Genomic DNA, 19,393 nt, shown 5'->3' with positions numbered 1-19,393 from the left:
CCCTAAACTAGACCCAGATCTCGGGCCAGCATATCCTCTTCAGTTTCGCGGCGGATAATAGCGCGCGGTTCCTTGCCCTCCGCCGTAGCGATAACCGGCGGGCGGGTCAGGTAGTTGTAGTTCGATGCCATAACGTGGTTATAGGCGCCGGTGGCCGGAACAGCCAGGATGTCTCCCGCTGCCAGGTCGGCCGGCAGGTAGCAGTAGCGAATCACAATATCGCCAGATTCGCAGTGCTTACCCACCACGCGAGAGAGAATCTGCTCCCCTGCCAGAGCCCGGTTAGCCAGGGTTACGGCGTAGTCAGACTCGTAGAGCACCGGGCGGGGGTTATCGCTCATACCGCCGTCGACCGAGACGTAGCGGCGCACGCGGGTGTCCCCGTTCTCGTCCTCAATCGCCACGTCCTTGATGGTACCGACCGTGTAGAGGGTGATACCCGAAGGGCCCGAGATGGAGCGGCCCGGCTCAAAGGAGAGCTGAGGAATGTCCATGCCCACGTTGGCGCAGGTCTTAGAGACCATGTCAGCCAGCTCGGTGGCGATATCGGCTGAACCGCGCGGGGTGTCCTGCTCGGTGTAGCCAATACCGTAGCCGCCGCCCAGATCAATCTCGGGTAGCACCACACCAAAGCGCTCATTGAGCTGCTGCATGTAGGTCAGCACCTTTTCAGCGGCCTTGCCGAATCCCTCGGCCTCAAAAATCTGGGAGCCGATGTGGCAGTGCAAACCTCGCAGGTCAATGTGCTCGCTGGCCAGGGCCAGAGCGGCAGCCACGGTGGCGTAGGCATCATCTGCGGTGATTCCCAGCTCGGTCAGCTCTTCAAGCGACAGACCTGCCAGCGGCGCGGTACCGGCTACCAGAGACTGACCAAACTTCTGATCCTCGTGGGCGGTAGCAATGAAGTCGTGGGTCGAGGCGTGGACGCCCGGGGTCACGCGGAGCATGACCGGGGCGGTGACGCCCAGCTCGGCTGCTACCTGCGCAATCAGCTGCACCTCGGGCACCGAGTCGGCCACCAGGCGTCCTACCCCGTAGCGCAGGGCGCGGGCAATCTCGCCCGCCGACTTGTTGTTACCGTGCAGGGCGATTTTCGCACCGGGCACCCCGGCCCGCATGGCGATAGCTAGCTCACCACCGCTTGCGGTATCGAGGCACAGGCCTGCTTCCTCAGCCCACTTGGCCACAGCGGTCGCCAGGAAGGACTTACCGGCGTAGTAGACCGAGACCTCAGCCCCGTGCTTCTCAAAAGCCGTCTCGAAGGCGGAACGGAATTCAGCGGCGCGGGCGCGGAAGGTGGTCTCAGAAAAGACGTACTCGGGGGTGCCGAAATCGGCGACCAGGTGGCTGACGGGGGTGCCGTCCACCTCAAGTTCGCCGCTCTCGGAGCGGGTGAAGGAGGGCATCCAAATCACGGGGTCGAGGTCGGCCGGGGCAGACGGGTAGCTCAGCCAGTCGGGCTTGAACAGTGCGGCTTCTGCGCCCATTTACATCTTCTCCGGTGCGCTCACGCCCAGCAGGCCCAGGCCGTTGGCCAGTACCTGGCGGGTTGCGTTATTCAGCAGTAGGCGGGTGCGGTGCAGGTCGGTGACTTCTTCATCGCCCTTGGGGGCAACGTGGGAGACACCGTACCAGCGATGGTAGGCGCCGGCCAGGGTTTCCAGGTAACGGGCTACACGGTGGGGCTCACGGAAGTCAGCGGCTTCTTTGACAGCACCGGCGAACTGGCCCAGGGCAGCCAGCAGGGCTGAGTCTGCCTCTGAGTTCAGCAGGGCGGTATCGACGGAGTCGGTGGTGACGCCGGCTACCTCAGCGTTGCGGGCAAGAGCGCAGGTGCGGGCGTGGGCATACTGCACGTAGAAGACCGGGTTCTCGTTGGACTGCTTGGTCAGCAGGTCCAGGTCGATATCGATGTTGGAGTCAACCGAGTAGCGGGTCAGGGAGTAACGGGCTGCATCCACACCCACGATTTCAACTAGGTCTTCCAGGGTCACGACGGTACCGGCGCGCTTGGACATACGCACGGGCTTGCCGTCCTTGACCAGGTTAACCATCTGGCCAATCATGACCTCAACCATGTTGGGGTCATCGCCCAGGGCAGCGGCAGCGGCCTTGAGGCGGGCTACATAGCCGTGGTGGTCAGCACCCAGCATGTAGATTGCCAGGTCAGCGGGGTTCTCTTCGCGCTTGGTCTTGTCCTGGAAGTAGGCGATGTCACCGGCGATGTAGGCGGCATTGCCGTCAGACTTGATGACCACGCGGTCCTTGTCGTCGCCGAAGTCGGTGGACTTGAGCCACCAGGCGCCGTCCTTGAAGTAGAGGTTCTCGGACTCCTTGAGCTTCTCAAGCAGCTCGTCTACCTTGCCGTTTTCAAACAGGGAGTTCTCGTGAAAGTAGACGTCAAAATCGACGTGGAAGGCGTGCAGGGAAGCCTTGATGTCCTCGAACATGAATTCAACACCGGTAGCCCGGAAAACTTCCTGGGGGTCTTCGGCCTCAAGGGCGTCGGGGCGGACCTCAAGCACCCGGTTAGCGATATCGGTGATGTACTCGCCACCGTAGCCGTCCTCGGGAGCCTCTTCACCCTTGGCACGGGCCAGCAGGGACCGAGCAAAGCGGTCAATCTGGTTACCGTGGTCGTTGAAGTAGTATTCACGCACGACCTTGGCCCCCTGGGAGATGAAGATACGGGCCAGGGAATCGCCCATAGCGGCCCAACGGGTACCGCCCAGGTGGATGGGGCCGGTGGGGTTAGCGGAGACGAACTCCAGGTTGATGGTCTGGCCAGCCAGGTTTTCGTTGGTACCAAAAGCTGAGCCCTGCTCAACGATGGTCTTAGCCAGCTCACCCGCCGCGGCGGCGTCCAGGGTGATGTTGAGGAAGCCAGGGCCGGCGATATCTACGCTTGCCACACCGGCAATCTCGGTGATTCGGGCAGCCAGGATCTGGGCTACCTCGCAGGGATTCTTCCCCACCTTCTTAGAAATCTGTAGGGCGATGTTCGTGGCCCAGTCGCCGTGGTCGCGGTTCTTGGGGCGCTCTACGCGCACAGCGGGGGCGGTTTCGCCGTCGGTCAGGGTCAGTTCGCCGGCTTCGAACGCTGCGGTCAGCGCGCCGTCAATTGCACTTGAGAGTTCTTCGGGAGTCATAGGGTCAAGTCTACAGGGTGAGCTGTAGACCTACCCAGCGAATGATATGTTCCCAGGTGCTCTCGCTGGCGTAGATTGCCGGGTCGGAGTGGTCTGCTCCACCAATCAGGGTGAGTTCGGTGGCGATTCCGGCGGCTGAGAGGGCACGGTGGGCCTCGACGGACTGGTTAGGCGGCACACAGGTGTCTGCGGTGCCGTGGATGTAGTACACCGGTGCGTGGGTACGTTCGCCGGTTCTCTGGGCCTCTTGTGCGTAATCGATGGGGTGGGCTTTGGCCCAGTTAACCTCTGCTGGGCTACCTGCCGGGGCGGGGTAGGTGGAGCCGAGTAGCCGCCATTCGGCGCCGTCGTCCTCGGGGTGGTCGGAGGGGAAGCCCCAGGCCACGCGGTCGTCGAAGATAGTGCGCAGGTCGCTGACCCCGTAGATTGAGACGGCACAGCGGACGGACGAGTCCGGCTCACCGGCGATGGTGCGAGCAGCGAGCGCGCTGGCTGAGAGTCCTTCGAGGTAGGGCTCGTTCAGGTGGCCGGTGGCGGCGGCCAGCTGGACCAGGTGCCCACCCGCTGATCCGCCTGCGAGAACGATACGGTTGGGGTCGATTCCGAAATCTTCGGCCCTGGTTTTGAAGTAGCGGATGGCTGTTTTGAGGTCGTTGATTTGGGCGGGGAAGAGGGCCTCGTGGCTGAGCCGGTAGTTAATGGAGGCTGTGGCGTAGCCGGCGTGGGCGAAGCGTTCGCGGACGCGGTGTAGACCATTGTCGGCTAGCAAGAAGGAGGATTTGTCGCCGAATCGCCAGGCTCCGCCGTGGACGTAGATGAGCAGGGGCACGGGGTGGTGTTCACCGGTGGGTGCGCTGGACGGGTAGAAGTCAAAGGTGTGGGAGGTGTGGTTGGTTCCCGCGTAGTTGCCGGTGAGTGTGGTCATTGATTCAGCCCTTCGGTGCGCTGGTCTTTGTTCCTACTGTAATCGGTTTGTATTGTGGGGCGGGGTTTCTGATAGAGTAATCAGGTCTGAGTTTCACTATCTATAGTGAAGGTTCAGTGTTTGCCCTCGTAGCTCAGTGGATAGAGCACCAGTTTCCGGAGCTGGGTGTCGAAGGTTCGAATCCTTTCGAGGGCACAAAAAGAGAAGGCAGGCCAGAATGCGCGAAGCGCTGGCCTACCTTCTCTTTTTATGCCCGATGTCCGCCTTCTTCCCCGCATTTATTCTGTTTCACCCGCAACTAGTTGCGGGGTTTTCAGACTAAGTGCGGGTTAGTTTGGGGCGACGAGTTCTACTTCAAACCCCTGCTTGTTTTCAAGGTAAAGGGCGCAGTGGTCGGGGTGCGTCCGTCCTTGCGGAGCCTAGCGGCTATCACCGCGTCGTAGGTCTGCCCGGCGTAGAGGAATTTCTCCCGCTCAATCCCTTCAATCTGGAACCCGGCCGCGACGGCGACGGCTCCGCTAGCGGGGTTATTGGCGCGGTAGCCCAGCTCCAGGCGGCGGAGCCGGGGCGAGGGTAAGGACGCCAGTAGGCCGGTATCGAGGGCAGGTAGGGTAGGTGCGGGGTTGGTCTCACCCAGGGCCCAGTCGCACACCGCCGTGAGGGCTGCTTTTGTTGTAGCCCTGCCCGCGGTAGGGGTCGGCTAGCCAGTAGTAGGCCCAGGCCCTGCCCCAGGCTCCGGTATCGCTTTCGCTGGCGAGGGCTGACATCTGCCGCTCGAGGCCAGATGGATGTGCGGTGAATCGAGTAAAGGTAAGGGGCGTCGGTGAGTGCCCAGTAGCGTAGCTCCATGTGCCTAGTTTAGGTCAGGAGCAGGCCGATGACACCGCTGATTGAGGCACCAAAAGCCGCGACCAGGGTGAGATAGAGTGCTTTCGTCATTGAATACTCCTTTCGGTGTTCCCTCCCAGCCTACCAAATTACTAAGTAGGGTTGCTTATATGAAGCCGGGTAGACTAGGGGCGAAAACCCCACCCTTTCGCACCAGAAATGAGAGTGACATGGCAGAAGCCGTCAACACCCCGCACATTGCTCCGAACGGCGCTGAAATTGCCGAAACCATCCTGCTGCCCGGCGACCCGCTGCGCGCCAAGTTCCTTGCCGATACCTACCTTGAGAACGTCGTACAGTTCAACACCGTGCGCAACATGTTCGGCTTCACCGGCGACTACAAGGGCCAGCGCATTTCGGTCATGGGCACCGGCATGGGTATCCCTTCGGCCAGCCTCTACGCCCACGAGCTGATTCACACCTTTGGAGTGAAGAACCTGATCCGCATCGGCACCTGCGGTGGCATAGCTGAGGGCCTTGACCTTTTCGACCTGGTCGTGGCCTCAGCCGCTTCGACCGATTCTAACTTCATGCACCACTACAAGCTCCCCGGTACCTTTGCCCCCACCGCGTCCTGGCCCCTGCTGTCGGCTGTGGCTAAGGAGGCCGAGGCTCAGGGCAAGACCCTCAACGTGGGTAATGTGCTGTCTTCTGACGTTTTCTACCGCTCTGACTTCTCCGACGCCTCTAAGTGGGCTGAGATGGGTGTGCTGGCTGTTGAGATGGAAACCGCCGGTATCTACGCTGTGGCTGCCGCCGCCGGTGTGCAGGCCCTCTCTGTTTTCACTGTCTCAGACCACCTTTTCAAGGGTGTTGAGACCACCGCCGAGCAGCGTCAGACCGCTTTCACCGACATGATGGAGCTCGTACTCCCCGTTGCTGCCAGCCTCTAAATTTTCTGTCAGGACGCCCGCGCCCCGCTCCCCCACCCCAGGGCAGGAGGGCGGGGTGTCCCCATCTCTAGGCAGCGTTCAATGGAACGATAGCTGCCAAAGTCTCAGCTTTTGTTTCTTCAAGCATATCTAGCTCATACCGGGCCTGTAGATTGAGCCAAAACTCAGCGCTCGTGCCAAAATAACGAGACAGCCGAGCCGCTGTATCAGCTGTTACTGCTCGCCTACCATGCACAATTACGCGTGTCAAAAACGGGAACCCGCTGGCGCTGGGCTAGCTTCTCCGTGTTTCAATCTGCGAAAGTTTGAAGTTTTTGTCGACTATAGTCGATAGGCTTCACGCGCCCAGTGAAACCTGACCGTTCGTGCCAGCTCTGCCCTAAAATAGAGGGCAGTATGTCTAGTTCAGATTCTTCCCGCACTCCTGCCCAGCCCCTTTCCGCTATCGCCGCTGCTATGCACGGCGCGGGCGTCCGCGCATCCGAGCCCACCGAACCCCAGACCGCCGGAAAGCACGGCGGTAGGGGGAAGAAGGCATCCGGCCCGCGTGAGGGGGCGGACGTGCCCGCCCGCTCCCAGCGTCGCGGCCGCAGCTCAGGCCCCCGAGGCAAGCAGGCCGGGAAGAAACCGAACCAGCGCCGTTCCTACACCCCGCTGATACCCGAGACCATCACCTACCCCGAAGCCCTGCCCGTCTCTGCCCGCAGAGACGACATCATGGCAGCCATTCGCGACAACCAGGTCACCATCGTCGCGGGTGAAACCGGCTCGGGTAAGACCACCCAGCTCCCCAAGATGCTCCTTGAACTGGGTCTGGCGGAAAAGGGCATGATCGGCCACACCCAGCCCCGCCGTCTGGCTGCCCGATCGGTGGCTGAACGCATCGCCGAAGAACTGGGGCAGACAATCGGCGAAACGGTGGGCTACCAAGTGCGCTTCACCGCAGAGGTGGGCGAAGGCTCCGCTATCAAGCTCATGACCGACGGTATTCTGCTGGCCGAAATTCAGAACGACCGGCTACTGCGCCAGTACTCGGCCATCATTATCGATGAGGCCCACGAGCGTTCCCTCAACATTGACTTCATTCTGGGCTATCTCAAGCGCATTATGCCGCAGCGCCCCGACCTGAAAATCGTCATTACCTCAGCCACCATCGACCCCGAGCGATTCGCCCGCCACTTCTCCCCCAGCTTTGTGCCCGGCGTCGGCGTTGTCGATGACAGCCTGAGCCCCGAAGAAAAAGAAATCGCCGAGGCAGCCCTGCCCGATGATGCCCCGCCCATCATTGAGGTCTCCGGCCGCACCTACCCCGTCGAGATCCGCTACCGCCCCCTCAGCGAGGCGCGCACCGGCGACGGCGGGGAGGATGAAGCGGACGCCGGTGGCGGCCTCGAGGACGACGACCGCGACCCGATTGAGGGCGTACTCGACGCCATCCGGGAGCTTTCCGAAGAGCCCCCCGGCGACATTCTGATTTTCTTCTCGGGCGAGCGTGAAATCCGCGACGCGGCCGACGCTATCGAGGATATGGTGCGATCCACCCGCCGCCTGGCCGACTACGAGGTGCTGCCCCTCTACGCCCGCCTGTCGATGGCTGAGCAGCACCGGGTTTTCAGACCCGGTGGCCGGCCCCGCATCGTCCTGGCAACCAACGTGGCTGAAACCTCCCTGACTGTGCCCGGCATCAAGTACGTGATCGATACCGGTACCGCCCGAATCTCGCGTTACTCCGCGCGGACCAAGGTGCAGCGCCTACCCATCGAGCGTATATCGCAGGCCTCAGCCAATCAGCGCTCGGGCCGTTGTGGCCGTGTCTCCGACGGTATCGCTATCCGCCTCTACTCCGAAGAGGACTTCCAGGCCCGGGCCGAGTTCACCGACCCCGAGATTCTCCGCACCAACCTGGCCGAGGTCATTCTACAGATGACCGCTATCGGCGTGGTCAAGTCCCCCGCCGATATTGAGAAGTTTCCCTTCGTTCAGCCACCCGAAACCCGCGCTATCAACGACGGCGTCAACCTGCTGCGAGAGCTGGGGGCACTTGCTACCCACGGCCGTGAAGGGGCGGACGCCCTCCCCCGCGATACGCGCGGGGCACGCGGTAGAGGGGGGCGGCATCCGTCCTCACCGCTCACTGCCGCCGGGCGCGCCATGGCAGCTCTGCCCGTTGATCCCCGTCTAGCCCGCATGATTGTGGAGGGCTCCAAGCGGGGCGTTGCCAAGGAAATCATGGTGCTGGCGGCAGCCCTGACCATTCATGACCCCCGCGAGCGCCCTGCCGAGCACCGGGGTGAGGCAGACTCCCTGCACGCCCGCTATAAGGATGAGAAGTCAGACTTCACCTCCTATCTGCTGCTGTGGCAGTACATCAATGAGAAGCAGGCCGAACTGTCATCGAGCCAGTTCCGCAAGATGTGCCACCGGGAGTACCTGAACTTCCTGCGTATTCGTGAGTGGCAGGATCTCTTTGCCCAGCTGCGGGAGATTGGCCGCTCGGCCGGTATTACGGTTGAGGGCGGGCGCGATATTGACCCGGCTGCCAGTGAGACCGAGGTGCACAAGTCGCTGCTCTCAGGTCTGCTGTCCCATATCGGCATACAGGATGAGCAGAACCGCCACGAGTATCGGGGCGCGCGCGGTACCCGCTTCGCGATTTTCCCGGGATCTGCCCTCTTTAAGAAGAACCCGGTCTGGCTGGTATCTGCTGAGCTGGTAGAGACGTCTCGCCTGTGGGCGCGCGTGAACGCGCAGATTGAGCCAGAGTGGGTGGAAGAGTTGGCTGGGCCCCTGCTCAAGCACTCTTATTCTGACCCGCACTGGTCTGCCCGCCAGGGGTCGGTGCTGGCCCATGAGAAGGTCACCCTCTTTGGGCTGCCCATCATTGCCGACCGGCGTATCCAATACTGGCGGGTTGACCCGGTAGTTGCCCGCGAGATTTTCATTCAATCTGCCCTGGTAGAGGGCGACTGGCAGACCCGCCACCGCTTCTTTGCCCGCAACCAGAAGGCTCTGGCTGAGGTTGAGGAGCTTGAGGCTCGTCTACGCCGCCGCGACCTGCGGGTCGATGACTCTGTCCTCTTCGACTTCTACAACGCCCGCATACCCAAGCACGTTGTCTCTGAACGCCACTTTGACCGCTGGTGGAAGGAGGAACGCCGGGTCAACGAACACCTGCTGGATTTCACCCCCGAAAACCTGATTGACGAAGAGGCCGCCGATTATGATGAGTCTCTCTTCCCCCGTACCTGGGCAGCCCGCACTTCCGGCGGGGAGCTAGCTCTTGACCTGCGCTACGAGTACGCCCCCAGTGTGCAGATTGGTGGGGTGCGCTCGTCCCAGACACAGACGGACGGCATCGCGGTGCAGGTTCCTGTGCTCTTCTTAGGGCAGCTTGAACCAGCTCCTTTTGAGTGGCTCATTCCGGGTCTGCGGGAGGAACTGGTGACGGCCCTGATTAAGTCCCTGCCCAAGCAGATTCGCAAGAACTTTGTTCCGGCACCGGACGTTGCCCGTCAGTCCGTTGAGAAGCTCAACGCTGACTATTCCCCCGCTACTGATTCCCTCACTGAGGCCCTGGCCCTGGTGCTGCGCCGCCTGCGCGGGCACGTGGTCGATCCGGCCGAGTTCAACTGGGATGCGGTACCCGAGCATCTGCGCTTCACCTTCCAGGTGCGCAACCACCAGAATAAGATTCTGGGCGAAGGTAAAGACCTCGTCGAACTCCAGGGTCTTTTGCACGCCGAGATTCGCTCTGCCCTGGCAGCTTCTCTGGGCGCTAGCCCCGAGGCCATGGGCAAGATGGCAGCCATGGCTGCTGGTGGCAAGAAGGGGCAGGACGCCCTCGGCGGCTCTGTGCCTTCTGCAGCTCCCAGCGGGGCTGGGAGCCGGGGTGCAGAGGCCAAGGGGGCACCAGCGTCCGCCCCGGCGCAGGTACCGGGCAGTAAAGCCGTGCGGGAGGTCTCGGGCCTGACGAACTGGCCGGAGCAGGATCTACCCCGTAAGGTCGAGCGCGTCATTGCCACCCAGACGGTGGCAGGCTACCCGGCCCTGGTTGATGAGGGGGCATCCGTTGCTGTGCGGGTCTTCCCCACCGAGGCTGAAGCTACCCGGGCCCAGCGCGGCGGCGTCATCCGCCTGCTCAAGCTCAATGCCCCCTCACCCGAGCGCTACGTCTCTGAGCACCTGAACAACCGCGAAAAGCTGGTCTTTACGCAGAACCCCCACGGGTCAATTGACGCGCTCATTAGTGACTGCACGGTAGCCGCTATTGACCAGCTGGTACCCGCTACCCCGCCTTTTACTAGGGCGGAGTACACTGCCCTGTTCAACAGCGTGCGGGCTGAGCTCATCGACACGGTCTTCGTGATGACCAAGCTGGTGGCCGATATTCTGTCGGAAACAGCTAAGGTGCAGAAGCTCATTAAGAAGTCCACCTCGCTTGCGGTCATTCACGCCATGAGCGACATGAAGAGCCAGCTGGAGAACCTGGTCTACCCGGGGTTTGTGACGGAGACCGGTGCGGTTCAGCTGCACCATCTGCCCCGCTACCTCAAGGCGATCTCCAAGCGCATTGAGAAGTTGGGGCCCAACGTCAACCGGGATAACCAACTCATGCTGACCGTGCAGGAACTTGAGGACGCCTACGATAAGGCTATGCAGTCCCTGCCAGGGGGCACGGTGCCGACTCCCGAGCTGGAGCAGATCGGCTGGATGATTGAGGAACTGCGCGTGAGCTTCTTCGCCCAGGAACTCGGCACCGCCTACACCGTCAGTGAGAAGCGGGTGGCTAAAGCCCTGCGTGAGGCCATGGAGGCCTTCAAGAACGCCTAGGCTCCGCCCGTCCTTGCCCTAGGTACCATCTAAATCAGAAAAACCCACCTCATTGGTGGGTTTTTCCGATTTTCCTGGTCATTTCTCTCTTCTAGTTGTTCTCGGGTGCAATGGGAAAGAAAATATCCTCGATCCGGCAACCGAAAACTTCAGCGAGCTGGAAGGCCAGGGGCAAGGACGGGTCAAAGCGTCCTTTTTCAATTGAGATGACAGTCTGACGCGACACACCGAGTACGTCGGCAAGCTGCTGCTGGGAGTAGCCCCGCCCAGCGCGTAGTTCTTTGAGCTGGTTCTGCACAGCCTATGCACCCTTACGTTTATAGACCTGGTAGCTCACAAGGAAGACCATCATGGCCAGCAGGGTGACGGACGTCAGCAGAATGGATGGCGATACCTGCCAGTCGAAGATAGCGAAAGCTCCGGCACCCAGTCCCATCGCTGCAATCATGAGGTGAAAGGTAGTTTCTGTTGCCTTTCCGTACCAGTGATTTTCGATGCTGGATTCTGGGTTGCGGGTGGCTCCTTTGATAGTGTTTCGGTCGACCAGAAGCGCCCAAAAGGTGGCGGCTAACACCGGAATAAAAGCTAACGAGGCAACCGGCACCCACCACCAGGTGACCTGCTCAGACCGAAGGGCGATAATACCCCAGGCCAGCAGCTGGGCCAGTACAGTTGCGCCCAGAATACTGGCAAGTATCAAGGTTGCTTGGCTACCGCCCAAGCGAGAACGGCCCCAGGTGCTTTGGGTCTTATCGATGCTCATATTACCTCCTTATGTAAAGGTTACTTTACAGCTGATGTGAAATAAACTTTACATACAGGCACGAAGTTATGTCAAGCACACTTTACTTATTTTTAGGACGACGGCCCGCACACCACAGACACTCAGCCACTACGCCAGAAAAGACCATAAAAATCAGAAAAACCCACCTCGTTGGTGGGTTTTTCTGATGTAGATGGTACCTACCTGGCGGGGGCTAGGAAGCTACCGAGTCGCCGTAGCCCAGCTCGGTCAGGGCTGCCCTCAGCTTTTCAGCAGCCTCGTCCATGACAGCCACATCGGGGTTACGGTTAGCCTGCTCAAAAGTGAACTCGCTCTGGTCAACAGCGGGCCACACATGAATATGGGTATGGGGCACATCAAAACCGGCAATAATCATGCCCACGCGGGTGGGCTCAAAAGCCTTCATCAGGCCCTTCGATACCTTCTGAGCCACGTCAAAGAGGTGGACAGAGAGCTCCTCGGGCAGGTCAACCCAGTGGTCAATCTCAGCCTTGGGAACCACCAGGGTGTGGCCATACTGGAAGGGCTCGATGGTCAAGAAGGCAACTGCCTGCTCATCCTCCCAGATAAAACGGCCGGGCAGTTCTCGGTTAATAATCTTGGTAAAAACAGTGCTCATGGGGCTTACTCCTAAATCTCTACAGACTGGCCAGGAGCCAGGTACTCAAAGGTAGTGCCGTATTTCTGACCAAAGTTGGTTGCATGGCCAATGATCATGTTTCGACCGTTTTCGGCAAGCAGTGAATCATGAATCTGGAAGGCCCGCGGGGCACGCACAGCGATAATGAAGTCAATGACCTCCTGAATCTTGTTCCATGGGGCATGAATCGGCACCAGCAGAGTGCCCACCTCAATGCCGTGGGGCACCACAAAAGAATCCCCTGGGTGGAAGAGGTTATCGTCAATCAGGTAGCCCACGTTATCGATCACCGGCAGCAGGGGGTGGATGACAGCGTGGTTGCCACCGAAGGTTTTGATAGAGAAGGACGAGAGGGTCAGCTCCCCATCAGCTTCTACAGACTGCGCGTGGGCCTCGGGTAGGGCCGCAAGAACGCTATCAATGACAGCGGCAGGGGCGTGAATGGTTACCTGCGGGTTCTCCCTCAGAAAAGCAACTATCTTGCCCTCATCGAAGTGATCAGGGTGCACGTGGGTGACCAGAATATGGTGGGCCCCGTCCAGTGCCTGCTCGACCTCGGAGAAGTTTCCGGGGTCGAGCACCAGCACGGCGCTGTCCTTTTCGAGCCTGACGCAGGAGTGGGTGTATTTGGTAAGTTTCATACCTACCACCCTAGTAGCTCCCACCACAGTCAGACTAGTTGGAGCTGACGGTTTCTTCGAGAGTGTCGAGCACTTCGTTAGCCGCGGTCATGCCGGCATTCAGGAAGAACATTTCATCGTCCACCTGGTAGGCCTTGCCAGCTGCAACCGCGCCCAGGCTGGACCAGAGGGCGGCATCGGTTAGCCCCGCCCCGTCTCCGCCCTGGGCACCGTAGAAGAGGTAGTCGCCGTCGGCCAGATCAAGCTGTTCGGCAGAGATGTCCTGGGAGGTATCAGCAAAGGTCTGGGACTCGGGGCGGGCTAGCCCTGCGTCCGCTGCGATAGAACCCACGAAGCTTGAGACGCCCCAGATGCGGGTTCGATCGGAGGTGTAGCGCAGGAAGGAGAAGGTGGTGGAGTCATCGACTTTTTCACCCAGGGCTGCTGCGCGGGCGGTGTATTCATCGAGGTCAGCCTGGGCCTGCTCGGTCTTGCCCAGAGCTGCGGCGATGAGCAAGTAGTCCTGTTTCCAGTTCACGCCGGTTCCTTCGGTCACCACTACCGGCGCGATAGCCTGTAGTGATTCCATCAGGGCTTCGTCCTTATTGGTGGAGTTAATGAGAATCAGGTCGGGGGCAAGGTTGGCGATTGCCTCAGTGTCGGGGGCCTTGCGGGTACCGACGGTCTGCAGGTCGTTCAGGCTGGAGAAGTCATCGCCGTATTCTTCGCTCAGGTAGGAGGGGACGAGCTCAGCATCGGTCGCGGTGGTAGAGGCGATGGGGGCAACCCCAAGGGTGAGAACGTCATCGAGCTGGCCGGTGGAGAGCACCACGACCTTCTGGGGTTGGGTTTCGATGGTGGTTTGGCCGCCGAAGTGGGTGACGGTACGGGGGAAGACGCCGTCGGCTTCACTTGCGCCCATGCCGTCGGGCAGGGCGGTGGGGGCCGAGGCGGCTTCTGTGGTGGAGCTTGCGGACGCCGCGGCGCTCGAACTTGAGGACGAGCTGGTTTCGGAGGTGGTTGAGCTGCTACCGCAGGCTGAGGTGAGAGCCAGGGCGGTGAGGGTTGCGCATAGTGAGATAGTGCGTGCTGTTTTTGAAGTCAGAGTAGCCATAGGTTTAAGATAGGCTAGCCTAAGTAAATTTCAAATTCCCGTCTCACCTAGAGAAACGCTACCGTGCCCCCACTTTTCCCAGCCCACCGGCGTCCGCTGGCAGGCGCCTCCCCTACCTCAGTACCAGCCCGAACCCAGCACTTTCGGTCGGGCGCAGGCGTCCTTACGCTCTTTCTTCTCATCGTTCTTGGGCTAGCCCTGGTAGGTCTTCTGCTGGCGATCAGCCTGGCGCTGGGGTCCCGTGCGCTGCCCCTGCCCGATGTCATCAGGGCTCTGGTTTCCCCTGACGATTCAGTAGCCTCGGTAATTGTCTGGGAGCTGCGCCTTCCGCGGGCTCTGGCAGCGCTATTGGTGGGGTCGGGTCTGGCGGTTGCCGGGGTGCTTATGCAGTCCCTCACCCGCAACCCCCTGGCGGAGCCGGGTCTGCTCGGGGTCAACGCCGGGGCCGCCCTGGCGGTGGTGGTTGGAGCTGCCGTCCTCGGCATAGGCTCTCTCAGCGGTAGACTCTGGCTGGCCTGTCTAGGGGCCGCAGGAGCTGCCCTGCTGGTTGGCTGGATTGGTCTGGGAAGGCATTCTCCCTCCACCGACCCGCTGGCCCACCTTCTACTGACCGGGTTAGCTCTGAGCGCCTGCGCCGGAGCCGTCACCGGCAGTATCACCATGTTCAATTCTTCTGCCTTCGACTCCCACCGGTTTTGGGTCGTGGGGTCGCTGACCGAACGCACCTACGAGCAGGTGGGAGCGGTAGCGCCGCTTATCGTCCTGGGCCTCGTGCTAGGCATGCTCGTCATCAAGCCCCTCGATGCCCTGCTCATGGGTGAGGACGCCGCGGCTGCCCTGGGGGTGCCCGTTGGGCAGGTGCGACTTCTGACCCTGCTAGCCATCACCCTGCTCTGCGGTGGGGCTACCGCCCTTGCGGGCCCCATTGGTTTTGTGGGCCTGGTGGTTCCCCATGCCCTTCGCCTGCTGGTGGGCAGCAGCATCAAGCGGGTGCTACCGCTCTCTCTACTCTTTGGGGCGCTGCTCGTACTCATAGCCGATGTGATCGGTCGGCTCGTGCTGGCCCCTGCCGAGCTTGAGGTCGGGATCGTCACCGCCCTGATTGGTGCTCCCGTGCTTCTGATACTGGTGCTACGCCGCGAGCGCCCCCGCTCCTGCCCCGCTGCCCGCCGTTTAAGTCGGTATTCGCAGCAGGTTGGGGTGCTGGGCAGCAGGCAGGAAGGGGACCGAGCATGAAACAGCACGCGTTAAAATCAAGGACCGGTCTGGTGACTGTTGGTATTTTGCTTCTGCTGTGCGGTGTAGCCTGGCTGGCGCTGACCACGGGCACCTATTCCCTGTCGCTGCCCCAGATTGCAGCTACGCTAGCGGGGCAGGGCAGCGAACTCGATACCCATATCCTGCTCAACCAGCGCCTGCCCCGGCTGGTGGCGGCACTTACAATCGGTGCGGCCCTGGGTTTGGCAGGTATGGTCTTCCAGTCGGTCTCTCGCAACCCTTTAGGGAGCCCCGATATTATCGGCTTTACAACGGGTTCTGCTACGGGTGCTCTCACTATCATGCTGGTGGTACCAGCTGCTGAATCGGGGTCGCCCGGCATCGGGGTTGCTTCTGGAGCCCTCATTGGCGGCTTTCTCACCGCAGCGGTAGCCCTGGGTCTTGCCCGTTGTGGCAACCGGAGCCTAGCCCATCAACTCGTTTTAGTGGGTATAGCCCTGGGAGCGATGCTGGGCTCGGTCAACGACTATCTGCTGACTCGGGCAGACCTTGAAGCCGCCGAGGTAGCCCGCACCTGGCAGTACGGTTCCCTCAGTGCTCTGACCTGGTCGCAGACCGGGCCGATAGCGCTTACCCTGCTCCTCCTGCTGGCCCCTGCCCTCTTAGCTGCCCGCAGCGTCCGCATCCTAGAGCTCGGCGATGACGTCGCCGCCGCCCTGGGTCTTCCTGTCACCCGCACCAGCTATCTGCTGCTTGCCCTGGCTGTACTGCTGACAGCCGGTGCTATTGCCCTGGGCGGGCCCATCGGCTTCATAGCCCTGGTGGCACCGCAGATTGCTCGACGGCTCTGGGCCACCCCGGGAGCTGCCCTGTGGCAGTCGCCCCTGCTGGGCGCGGTCCTCCTTGCCTGGTCCGATTATTGGGCGGGGCATCTCTTTGCCCCGGTGCAACTGCCGGTGGGGCTAGTGACCGGTGCCCTGGGCGGCGCCTACCTGCTCTGGCTGCTGGCTAGACCTCACCGCTAGCGCTGCTTTTCGCCCCGCGTGAGGGCCGTATCTGCCCCGGGAAACCTGGTGTACAGTAGGCACAGAGAGAGACCGATTTTAGACGAGGGAATGACCCGTGAACACCAACTCAGCGTCGTCAGCCAGCAAGCCCACCGAAATTCGCAACACTAAACAGCGCCGGGCAGTCACCACAACCCTCGAAACCCTCGAAGACTTTATTTCTGCTCAAGACCTGCACCAGCTCATGCTCTCGCGCGGCGATAAGGTGTCGCTGGCAACCACCTACCGTCTTTTGCAGTCCATGGTGGGCACCGGTGAGGTAGAGGCCCTCAAGACCGAGGACGGCGAAGCTATCTACCGCCGCTGCGACTCAGAGCATCACCACCATCACCTGCTCTGCCGTATCTGCGGGGCTGCCCGGGAATTTGAGATTCCTGAGCTTGAAGAGCTAGCCCTGGCGATTGCGGCAAAGAACGGCTACACCGAGGTCAAGCACGTCATTGAGATTACCGGGGTCTGCTCTAGCTGCTCTGCCCACCAGCAGGGCTAGGTACTGCTGCGGCTTCAGATGAGGAGCGGACGCGCCCCGAGGCTGAGTAGCGCTGGCGGACGGCTCGCACCAGGCGGCAGACCACGAAGATGAGGAAGGACAGGGTGGTCACGTAGGGGCTGATGGGCAGGGAACCTGCCAGGGCCAGAAGAATACCGCCCACCATGGCTGTTTCTGCAAAGAGCACTGAAAGAATCAGGGCGCGCAGGGGTGAGGCTGTGATTTGCAGGGCTGCCGCTGCCGGGGTAATCAGCAGGGCAAGAACCAGCAGGGAGCCCACCACCTGCACCGACAGGGCGGTGGCGATACCCAGCACAATCATAAAAGCAATCGAAAGGGCCTTCAGCGGCACCCCCTTGGCTGAGGCAACCACCGGATCAAGAGAGGCGAACATGAGCGGCCGCCACATGATAGCCAGAGCCGCAATAATCACCACCCCGCCGATGACCATAGAGGTCAGCTGGGCAGAGTCAACCGAAACGATTTGACCGGTCAGCAACGAGAACTTATTAGCTGCCCTGCCCGAGTAGAGGGAGAGGAAGAGGATTCCCAGCCCCAGACCAAAGGGCATCAGGGCACCGATGATCGAATCGTTTTCGTGAGCCCGGGCGCCCATCAGGGCAATCAGCAGGGCAGAGATAATGGAGCCCACCAAGGAACCGGTGACCACGTTATAGCCCAAGAGCAAGAAGAGGGCAGCCCCGGCAAAGGACATTTCGGCGATGGCGTGCACCGCAAAAGCGTGACGGCGGAGCATCACAAAGAGCCCTACAAAGCCACCAATCACACCCAAAATAGCCCCGGCGATAATGGACTGACTCAGCAGGGCCACCAGCTCACCGTAGCGGTCAAAGACAAAGACCTTGCCCATAAAGTCCGCAAAAGTCATCGGTTATCTGCCCCTTTCGCAGGTGCAAGTAGCTGGGGGTGGTTGGTTTCTAGGGCACAGTGGTGTTCCCCGTACTCGCCGCCCACCACAACGTAGCGGCCGTTGGTTTGTATCACCGATACCGGGGTCTGGTAGAGGTCTGTGAGCACCTCGCTGCGCATGACCTGCTCCACCGACCCCACGGTGAAGCGTCCGCCCGCGAGGTAGAGCAGGCGGTCTACATGGTCGATAATTGGGTTGATCTCGTGGGTCACGAAAACGACCGTGGCTCCGTGATCCCGGTTGTAGCGGTGAATCAGGTCTGAGACGGCGTACTGGTGGTTGAGGTCCAGGGAGAGCAGGGCCTCGTCTGCCAGGATAATCTTGGGGTCGTTGGCAAGGGCCTGGGCGATACGCAGGCGCTGCTGCTCGCCGCCCGATAGAAGCCCCACCGGCACGTTGGCGTAGTCGCTGGCGCCGACCGCATCGAGCAGGGAGTCAACCTTCTCCCGGTAGGCCCGGTTCTTCACGCGGAAGCCCCAGCGGTGGCCATCCACCCCCAGCCCCACAAAATCGCGGGCCCGCAGGGGCATCTCGGTGCCAATCGCCTTCTGCTGGGGAATGTAGCCGACGCCGGGGTTCCCCAGGCGCGCAGGGGCACCCAGAACCGAAATTTTGCCGGCGCTCAGCTGGGTCAGACCCAAGATGACCTTGATAAAGGTCGATTTGCCCGAACCGTTAGGGCCCAGGACGGCAAAATATTCGCCCTGTTCGACGGTGAGATTGAGGTCCTGCCACAGGGTGCGGTGGCCAAAGGAAAGCCCGCCCCCGGTCACCGTAAGGGCGGGGGCGAGCTGGGTAGAAGGGTGAGCCATAGGCTTTATGCTACTGCCTTTTCTAGGTTGTCGATGTTCTGGGTCATCCAGTCCATGTAGCCGGTGTTCTCGGGCAGGGTCTCAGTGAAGGAGACACTGGCAACTCCGGCTTCCTGGGCGAAGGTATAGATTTCGGTGGTCTGGGTGGTCTGGGTTTGCTCGTTGAAGGCCAGCAGGTCGATGCTACCGCCGGTGAGGGCGTCCTTGGCTTCCTGCAGGGTCAGGGGGGCGATATCGCTTTCGCTATCGACCGCTGCGGTCAAATCTGCCGGGGTGGAGTCGGTGAAGCCGGCGTCCTCCAGCATGTAGCCCGAGACCGGCTCGGTCGCCAGGTAAGTACGCTCTTCGGTGTCAATAGCCTTGAGACGGTCAAGTAGCTGGTCAGCATCGGTGGAGAAGGCTGCAGCTGCGCTGGTGTAGGCGTCCGCGTTGGCGGAGTCGAGCCCAGCCAGGTCGGCTGCTACTTGGTCAGCTACCTTCTTCATGGTGTCCAGATCGTACCAGACGTGCTCGTTGTAGGAGTGCACGTGGTCAGAGTGGTCTTCACCGGTGGTGCTGTGCTCTTCTGTCATGTGGGCCAGGTCGTCGGCGCTAAAGAGGCCCGAGAGCTCTACCGCGTTCACCACAATCTGGTCGGGGTTATCGGTGCCGGCCATTTCGGTGAGGAAGGTATCGTAGCCGCCGCCGTTGACGACAACCAGGTCAGCGTCTTTCACGGTCAGGCGGTCCTGACTAGTGGCTTCATAGGAGTGGGGGTCCACGGCGGTTGAGGCAATGAGCGGGGTGACCTCTACCTTATCGCCGCCGACTGCCGCTACTACATCGGCGTAGACGTCGGTGGTGGTGACGACCTGCAGGGTTCCGTCGTTTGAGGACAAGGACGCGCTCGTCCCGCTTGACCCGCAAGCAGAGAGGGCCAGCGCCGATACAGCAAGCAGTGAGACGGTGGGGAAAATCTTTCGCATGGCGCTGTCCTTTGGTCTGGGATTAGGTTTAGGGCTTCTACCAGCCTACTCCTTTCTGCGAACGGTT

18 protein-coding genes, 1 tRNA gene and 1 pseudogene are annotated in these 19,393 nt (G+C 61.1%); 6 read left to right on the top strand and 14 right to left on the bottom strand.

Annotation, left to right across the window (positions count from 1 at the left end):
• Positions 1-2: 2 nt before the first annotated feature.
• From lysA to E4U03_RS03065, 3 genes are read right to left on the bottom strand one after another with little or no spacing between them, the layout of a single operon-like run.
• On the bottom strand, positions 3-1,487 hold the full coding sequence (lysA, locus tag E4U03_RS03075) for a diaminopimelate decarboxylase (protein WP_135011524.1): 1,485 nt from the start codon (positions 1,485-1,487) through the stop codon (positions 3-5).
• The gene (gene argS, locus E4U03_RS03070) at positions 1,488-3,149 is read right to left on the bottom strand and encodes an arginine--tRNA ligase (RefSeq protein ID WP_135011523.1); all 1,662 of its coding nucleotides are present in this window, start codon (positions 3,147-3,149) and stop codon (positions 1,488-1,490) included. It lies immediately after the preceding gene.
• Positions 3,150-3,159: 10 nt separating this feature from the next.
• Positions 3,160-4,074: an alpha/beta hydrolase gene (locus E4U03_RS03065; RefSeq protein WP_135011522.1), complete on the bottom strand. Its 915-nt coding sequence runs from the start codon at positions 4,072-4,074 to the stop codon at positions 3,160-3,162.
• 122 nt (positions 4,075-4,196) lie between these two features.
• On the opposite strand from E4U03_RS03065, the gene E4U03_RS03060 reads away from it, so the two are divergent.
• Positions 4,197-4,269: transfer RNA gene (locus E4U03_RS03060), tRNA-Arg, on the top strand.
• Positions 4,270-4,423: 154 nt separating this feature from the next.
• Here the strand turns inward: E4U03_RS03060 and E4U03_RS13315 are convergent.
• Both E4U03_RS13315 and E4U03_RS12735 read right to left on the bottom strand, forming a co-directional pair.
• Positions 4,424-4,726: a hypothetical protein gene (locus E4U03_RS13315; protein WP_416220606.1), complete on the bottom strand. Its 303-nt coding sequence runs from the start codon at positions 4,724-4,726 to the stop codon at positions 4,424-4,426.
• Complete coding sequence (locus E4U03_RS12735; protein WP_167752247.1) at positions 4,704-4,841, bottom strand: hypothetical protein; 138 nt, start codon at positions 4,839-4,841, stop codon at positions 4,704-4,706. Before E4U03_RS12735 ends, E4U03_RS13315 begins: the two co-directional genes overlap by 23 nt.
• Before the next feature lie 291 nt (positions 4,842-5,132).
• Here E4U03_RS12735 and deoD point away from each other — a divergent pair, with 291 nt between their 5' ends.
• Positions 5,133-5,855 carry a purine-nucleoside phosphorylase gene (gene deoD, locus E4U03_RS03050; RefSeq protein ID WP_135011521.1) on the top strand — a complete coding sequence of 241 codons (723 nt, stop codon included), beginning with the start codon at positions 5,133-5,135 and terminating at the stop codon, positions 5,853-5,855.
• Between the two features lie 67 nt (positions 5,856-5,922).
• Here deoD and E4U03_RS03045 read toward each other — a convergent pair.
• A pseudogene (locus E4U03_RS03045) lies at positions 5,923-6,093 on the bottom strand (HigA family addiction module antitoxin); the annotation flags it as partial.
• 158 nt (positions 6,094-6,251) lie between these two features.
• Here E4U03_RS03045 and hrpA point away from each other — a divergent pair.
• On the top strand, positions 6,252-10,685 hold the full coding sequence (gene hrpA / locus E4U03_RS03040) for an ATP-dependent RNA helicase HrpA (protein ID WP_135011519.1): 4,434 nt from the start codon (positions 6,252-6,254) through the stop codon (positions 10,683-10,685).
• A gap of 91 nt (positions 10,686-10,776) precedes the next feature.
• On the opposite strand, the gene E4U03_RS03035 is transcribed toward hrpA, so the two are convergent.
• The 5 genes from E4U03_RS03035 to E4U03_RS03015 form a co-directional block, all read right to left on the bottom strand.
• Positions 10,777-10,983 (bottom strand): helix-turn-helix transcriptional regulator, encoded by a 207-nt coding sequence (locus E4U03_RS03035; protein WP_135011518.1) that lies wholly within the window; start codon positions 10,981-10,983, stop codon positions 10,777-10,779.
• A 3-nt stretch (positions 10,984-10,986) separates the two neighbouring features.
• Complete coding sequence (locus tag E4U03_RS03030; RefSeq protein WP_135011517.1) at positions 10,987-11,448, bottom strand: hypothetical protein; 462 nt, start codon at positions 11,446-11,448, stop codon at positions 10,987-10,989.
• Positions 11,449-11,662: 214 nt separating this feature from the next.
• The gene (locus E4U03_RS03025) at positions 11,663-12,088 is read right to left on the bottom strand and encodes an HIT family protein (protein WP_135011516.1); all 426 of its coding nucleotides are present in this window, start codon (positions 12,086-12,088) and stop codon (positions 11,663-11,665) included.
• Positions 12,089-12,099: 11 nt separating this feature from the next.
• Positions 12,100-12,750 carry an MBL fold metallo-hydrolase gene (locus E4U03_RS03020; protein WP_135011515.1) on the bottom strand — a complete coding sequence of 217 codons (651 nt, stop codon included), beginning with the start codon at positions 12,748-12,750 and terminating at the stop codon, positions 12,100-12,102.
• 34 nt (positions 12,751-12,784) lie between these two features.
• Positions 12,785-13,843, bottom strand: a complete 1,059-nt coding sequence (locus E4U03_RS03015; protein ID WP_135011514.1) for an ABC transporter substrate-binding protein — start codon at positions 13,841-13,843, stop codon at positions 12,785-12,787.
• A gap of 63 nt (positions 13,844-13,906) precedes the next feature.
• On the opposite strand from E4U03_RS03015, the gene E4U03_RS03010 reads away from it, so the two are divergent.
• From E4U03_RS03010 to E4U03_RS03000, 3 genes are all read left to right on the top strand, one after another.
• Positions 13,907-15,079 (top strand): FecCD family ABC transporter permease, encoded by a 1,173-nt coding sequence (locus E4U03_RS03010; RefSeq protein WP_245207653.1) that lies wholly within the window; start codon positions 13,907-13,909, stop codon positions 15,077-15,079.
• A gap of 32 nt (positions 15,080-15,111) precedes the next feature.
• A complete protein-coding gene (locus E4U03_RS03005; protein WP_245207652.1) occupies positions 15,112-16,086 on the top strand; it encodes a FecCD family ABC transporter permease in 975 nt (324 codons plus the stop codon).
• 97 nt (positions 16,087-16,183) lie between these two features.
• On the top strand, positions 16,184-16,618 hold the full coding sequence (locus tag E4U03_RS03000; RefSeq protein WP_135011512.1) for a Fur family transcriptional regulator: 435 nt from the start codon (positions 16,184-16,186) through the stop codon (positions 16,616-16,618).
• Here E4U03_RS03000 and E4U03_RS02995 read toward each other — a convergent pair.
• Genes E4U03_RS02995 through E4U03_RS02985 form a run of 3 tightly spaced genes read right to left on the bottom strand, consistent with a single transcriptional unit; the run spans position 16,590 to position 19,326 of the window.
• On the bottom strand, positions 16,590-17,507 hold the full coding sequence (locus E4U03_RS02995) for a metal ABC transporter permease (protein WP_135011511.1): 918 nt from the start codon (positions 17,505-17,507) through the stop codon (positions 16,590-16,592). The genes E4U03_RS03000 and E4U03_RS02995 overlap by 29 nt on opposite strands.
• The gene (locus E4U03_RS02990; RefSeq protein ID WP_135011510.1) at positions 17,504-18,361 is read right to left on the bottom strand and encodes a metal ABC transporter ATP-binding protein; all 858 of its coding nucleotides are present in this window, start codon (positions 18,359-18,361) and stop codon (positions 17,504-17,506) included. The genes E4U03_RS02995 and E4U03_RS02990 overlap by 4 nt, the downstream gene beginning before the upstream one ends.
• A 5-nt stretch (positions 18,362-18,366) precedes the next feature.
• Complete coding sequence (locus E4U03_RS02985) at positions 18,367-19,326, bottom strand: metal ABC transporter solute-binding protein, Zn/Mn family (RefSeq protein WP_135011509.1); 960 nt, start codon at positions 19,324-19,326, stop codon at positions 18,367-18,369.
• Between the last annotated feature and the right edge of the window lie 67 nt (positions 19,327-19,393).

The sequence above is a fragment of the Rothia nasimurium genome, assembly GCF_004569295.1.
Classification (GTDB): domain Bacteria; phylum Actinomycetota; class Actinomycetes; order Actinomycetales; family Micrococcaceae; genus Rothia; species Rothia nasimurium_B.
The sequence above is the reverse complement of the archived record's forward strand: the minus strand, read 5'-3'. Positions and strand labels throughout refer to the sequence as shown.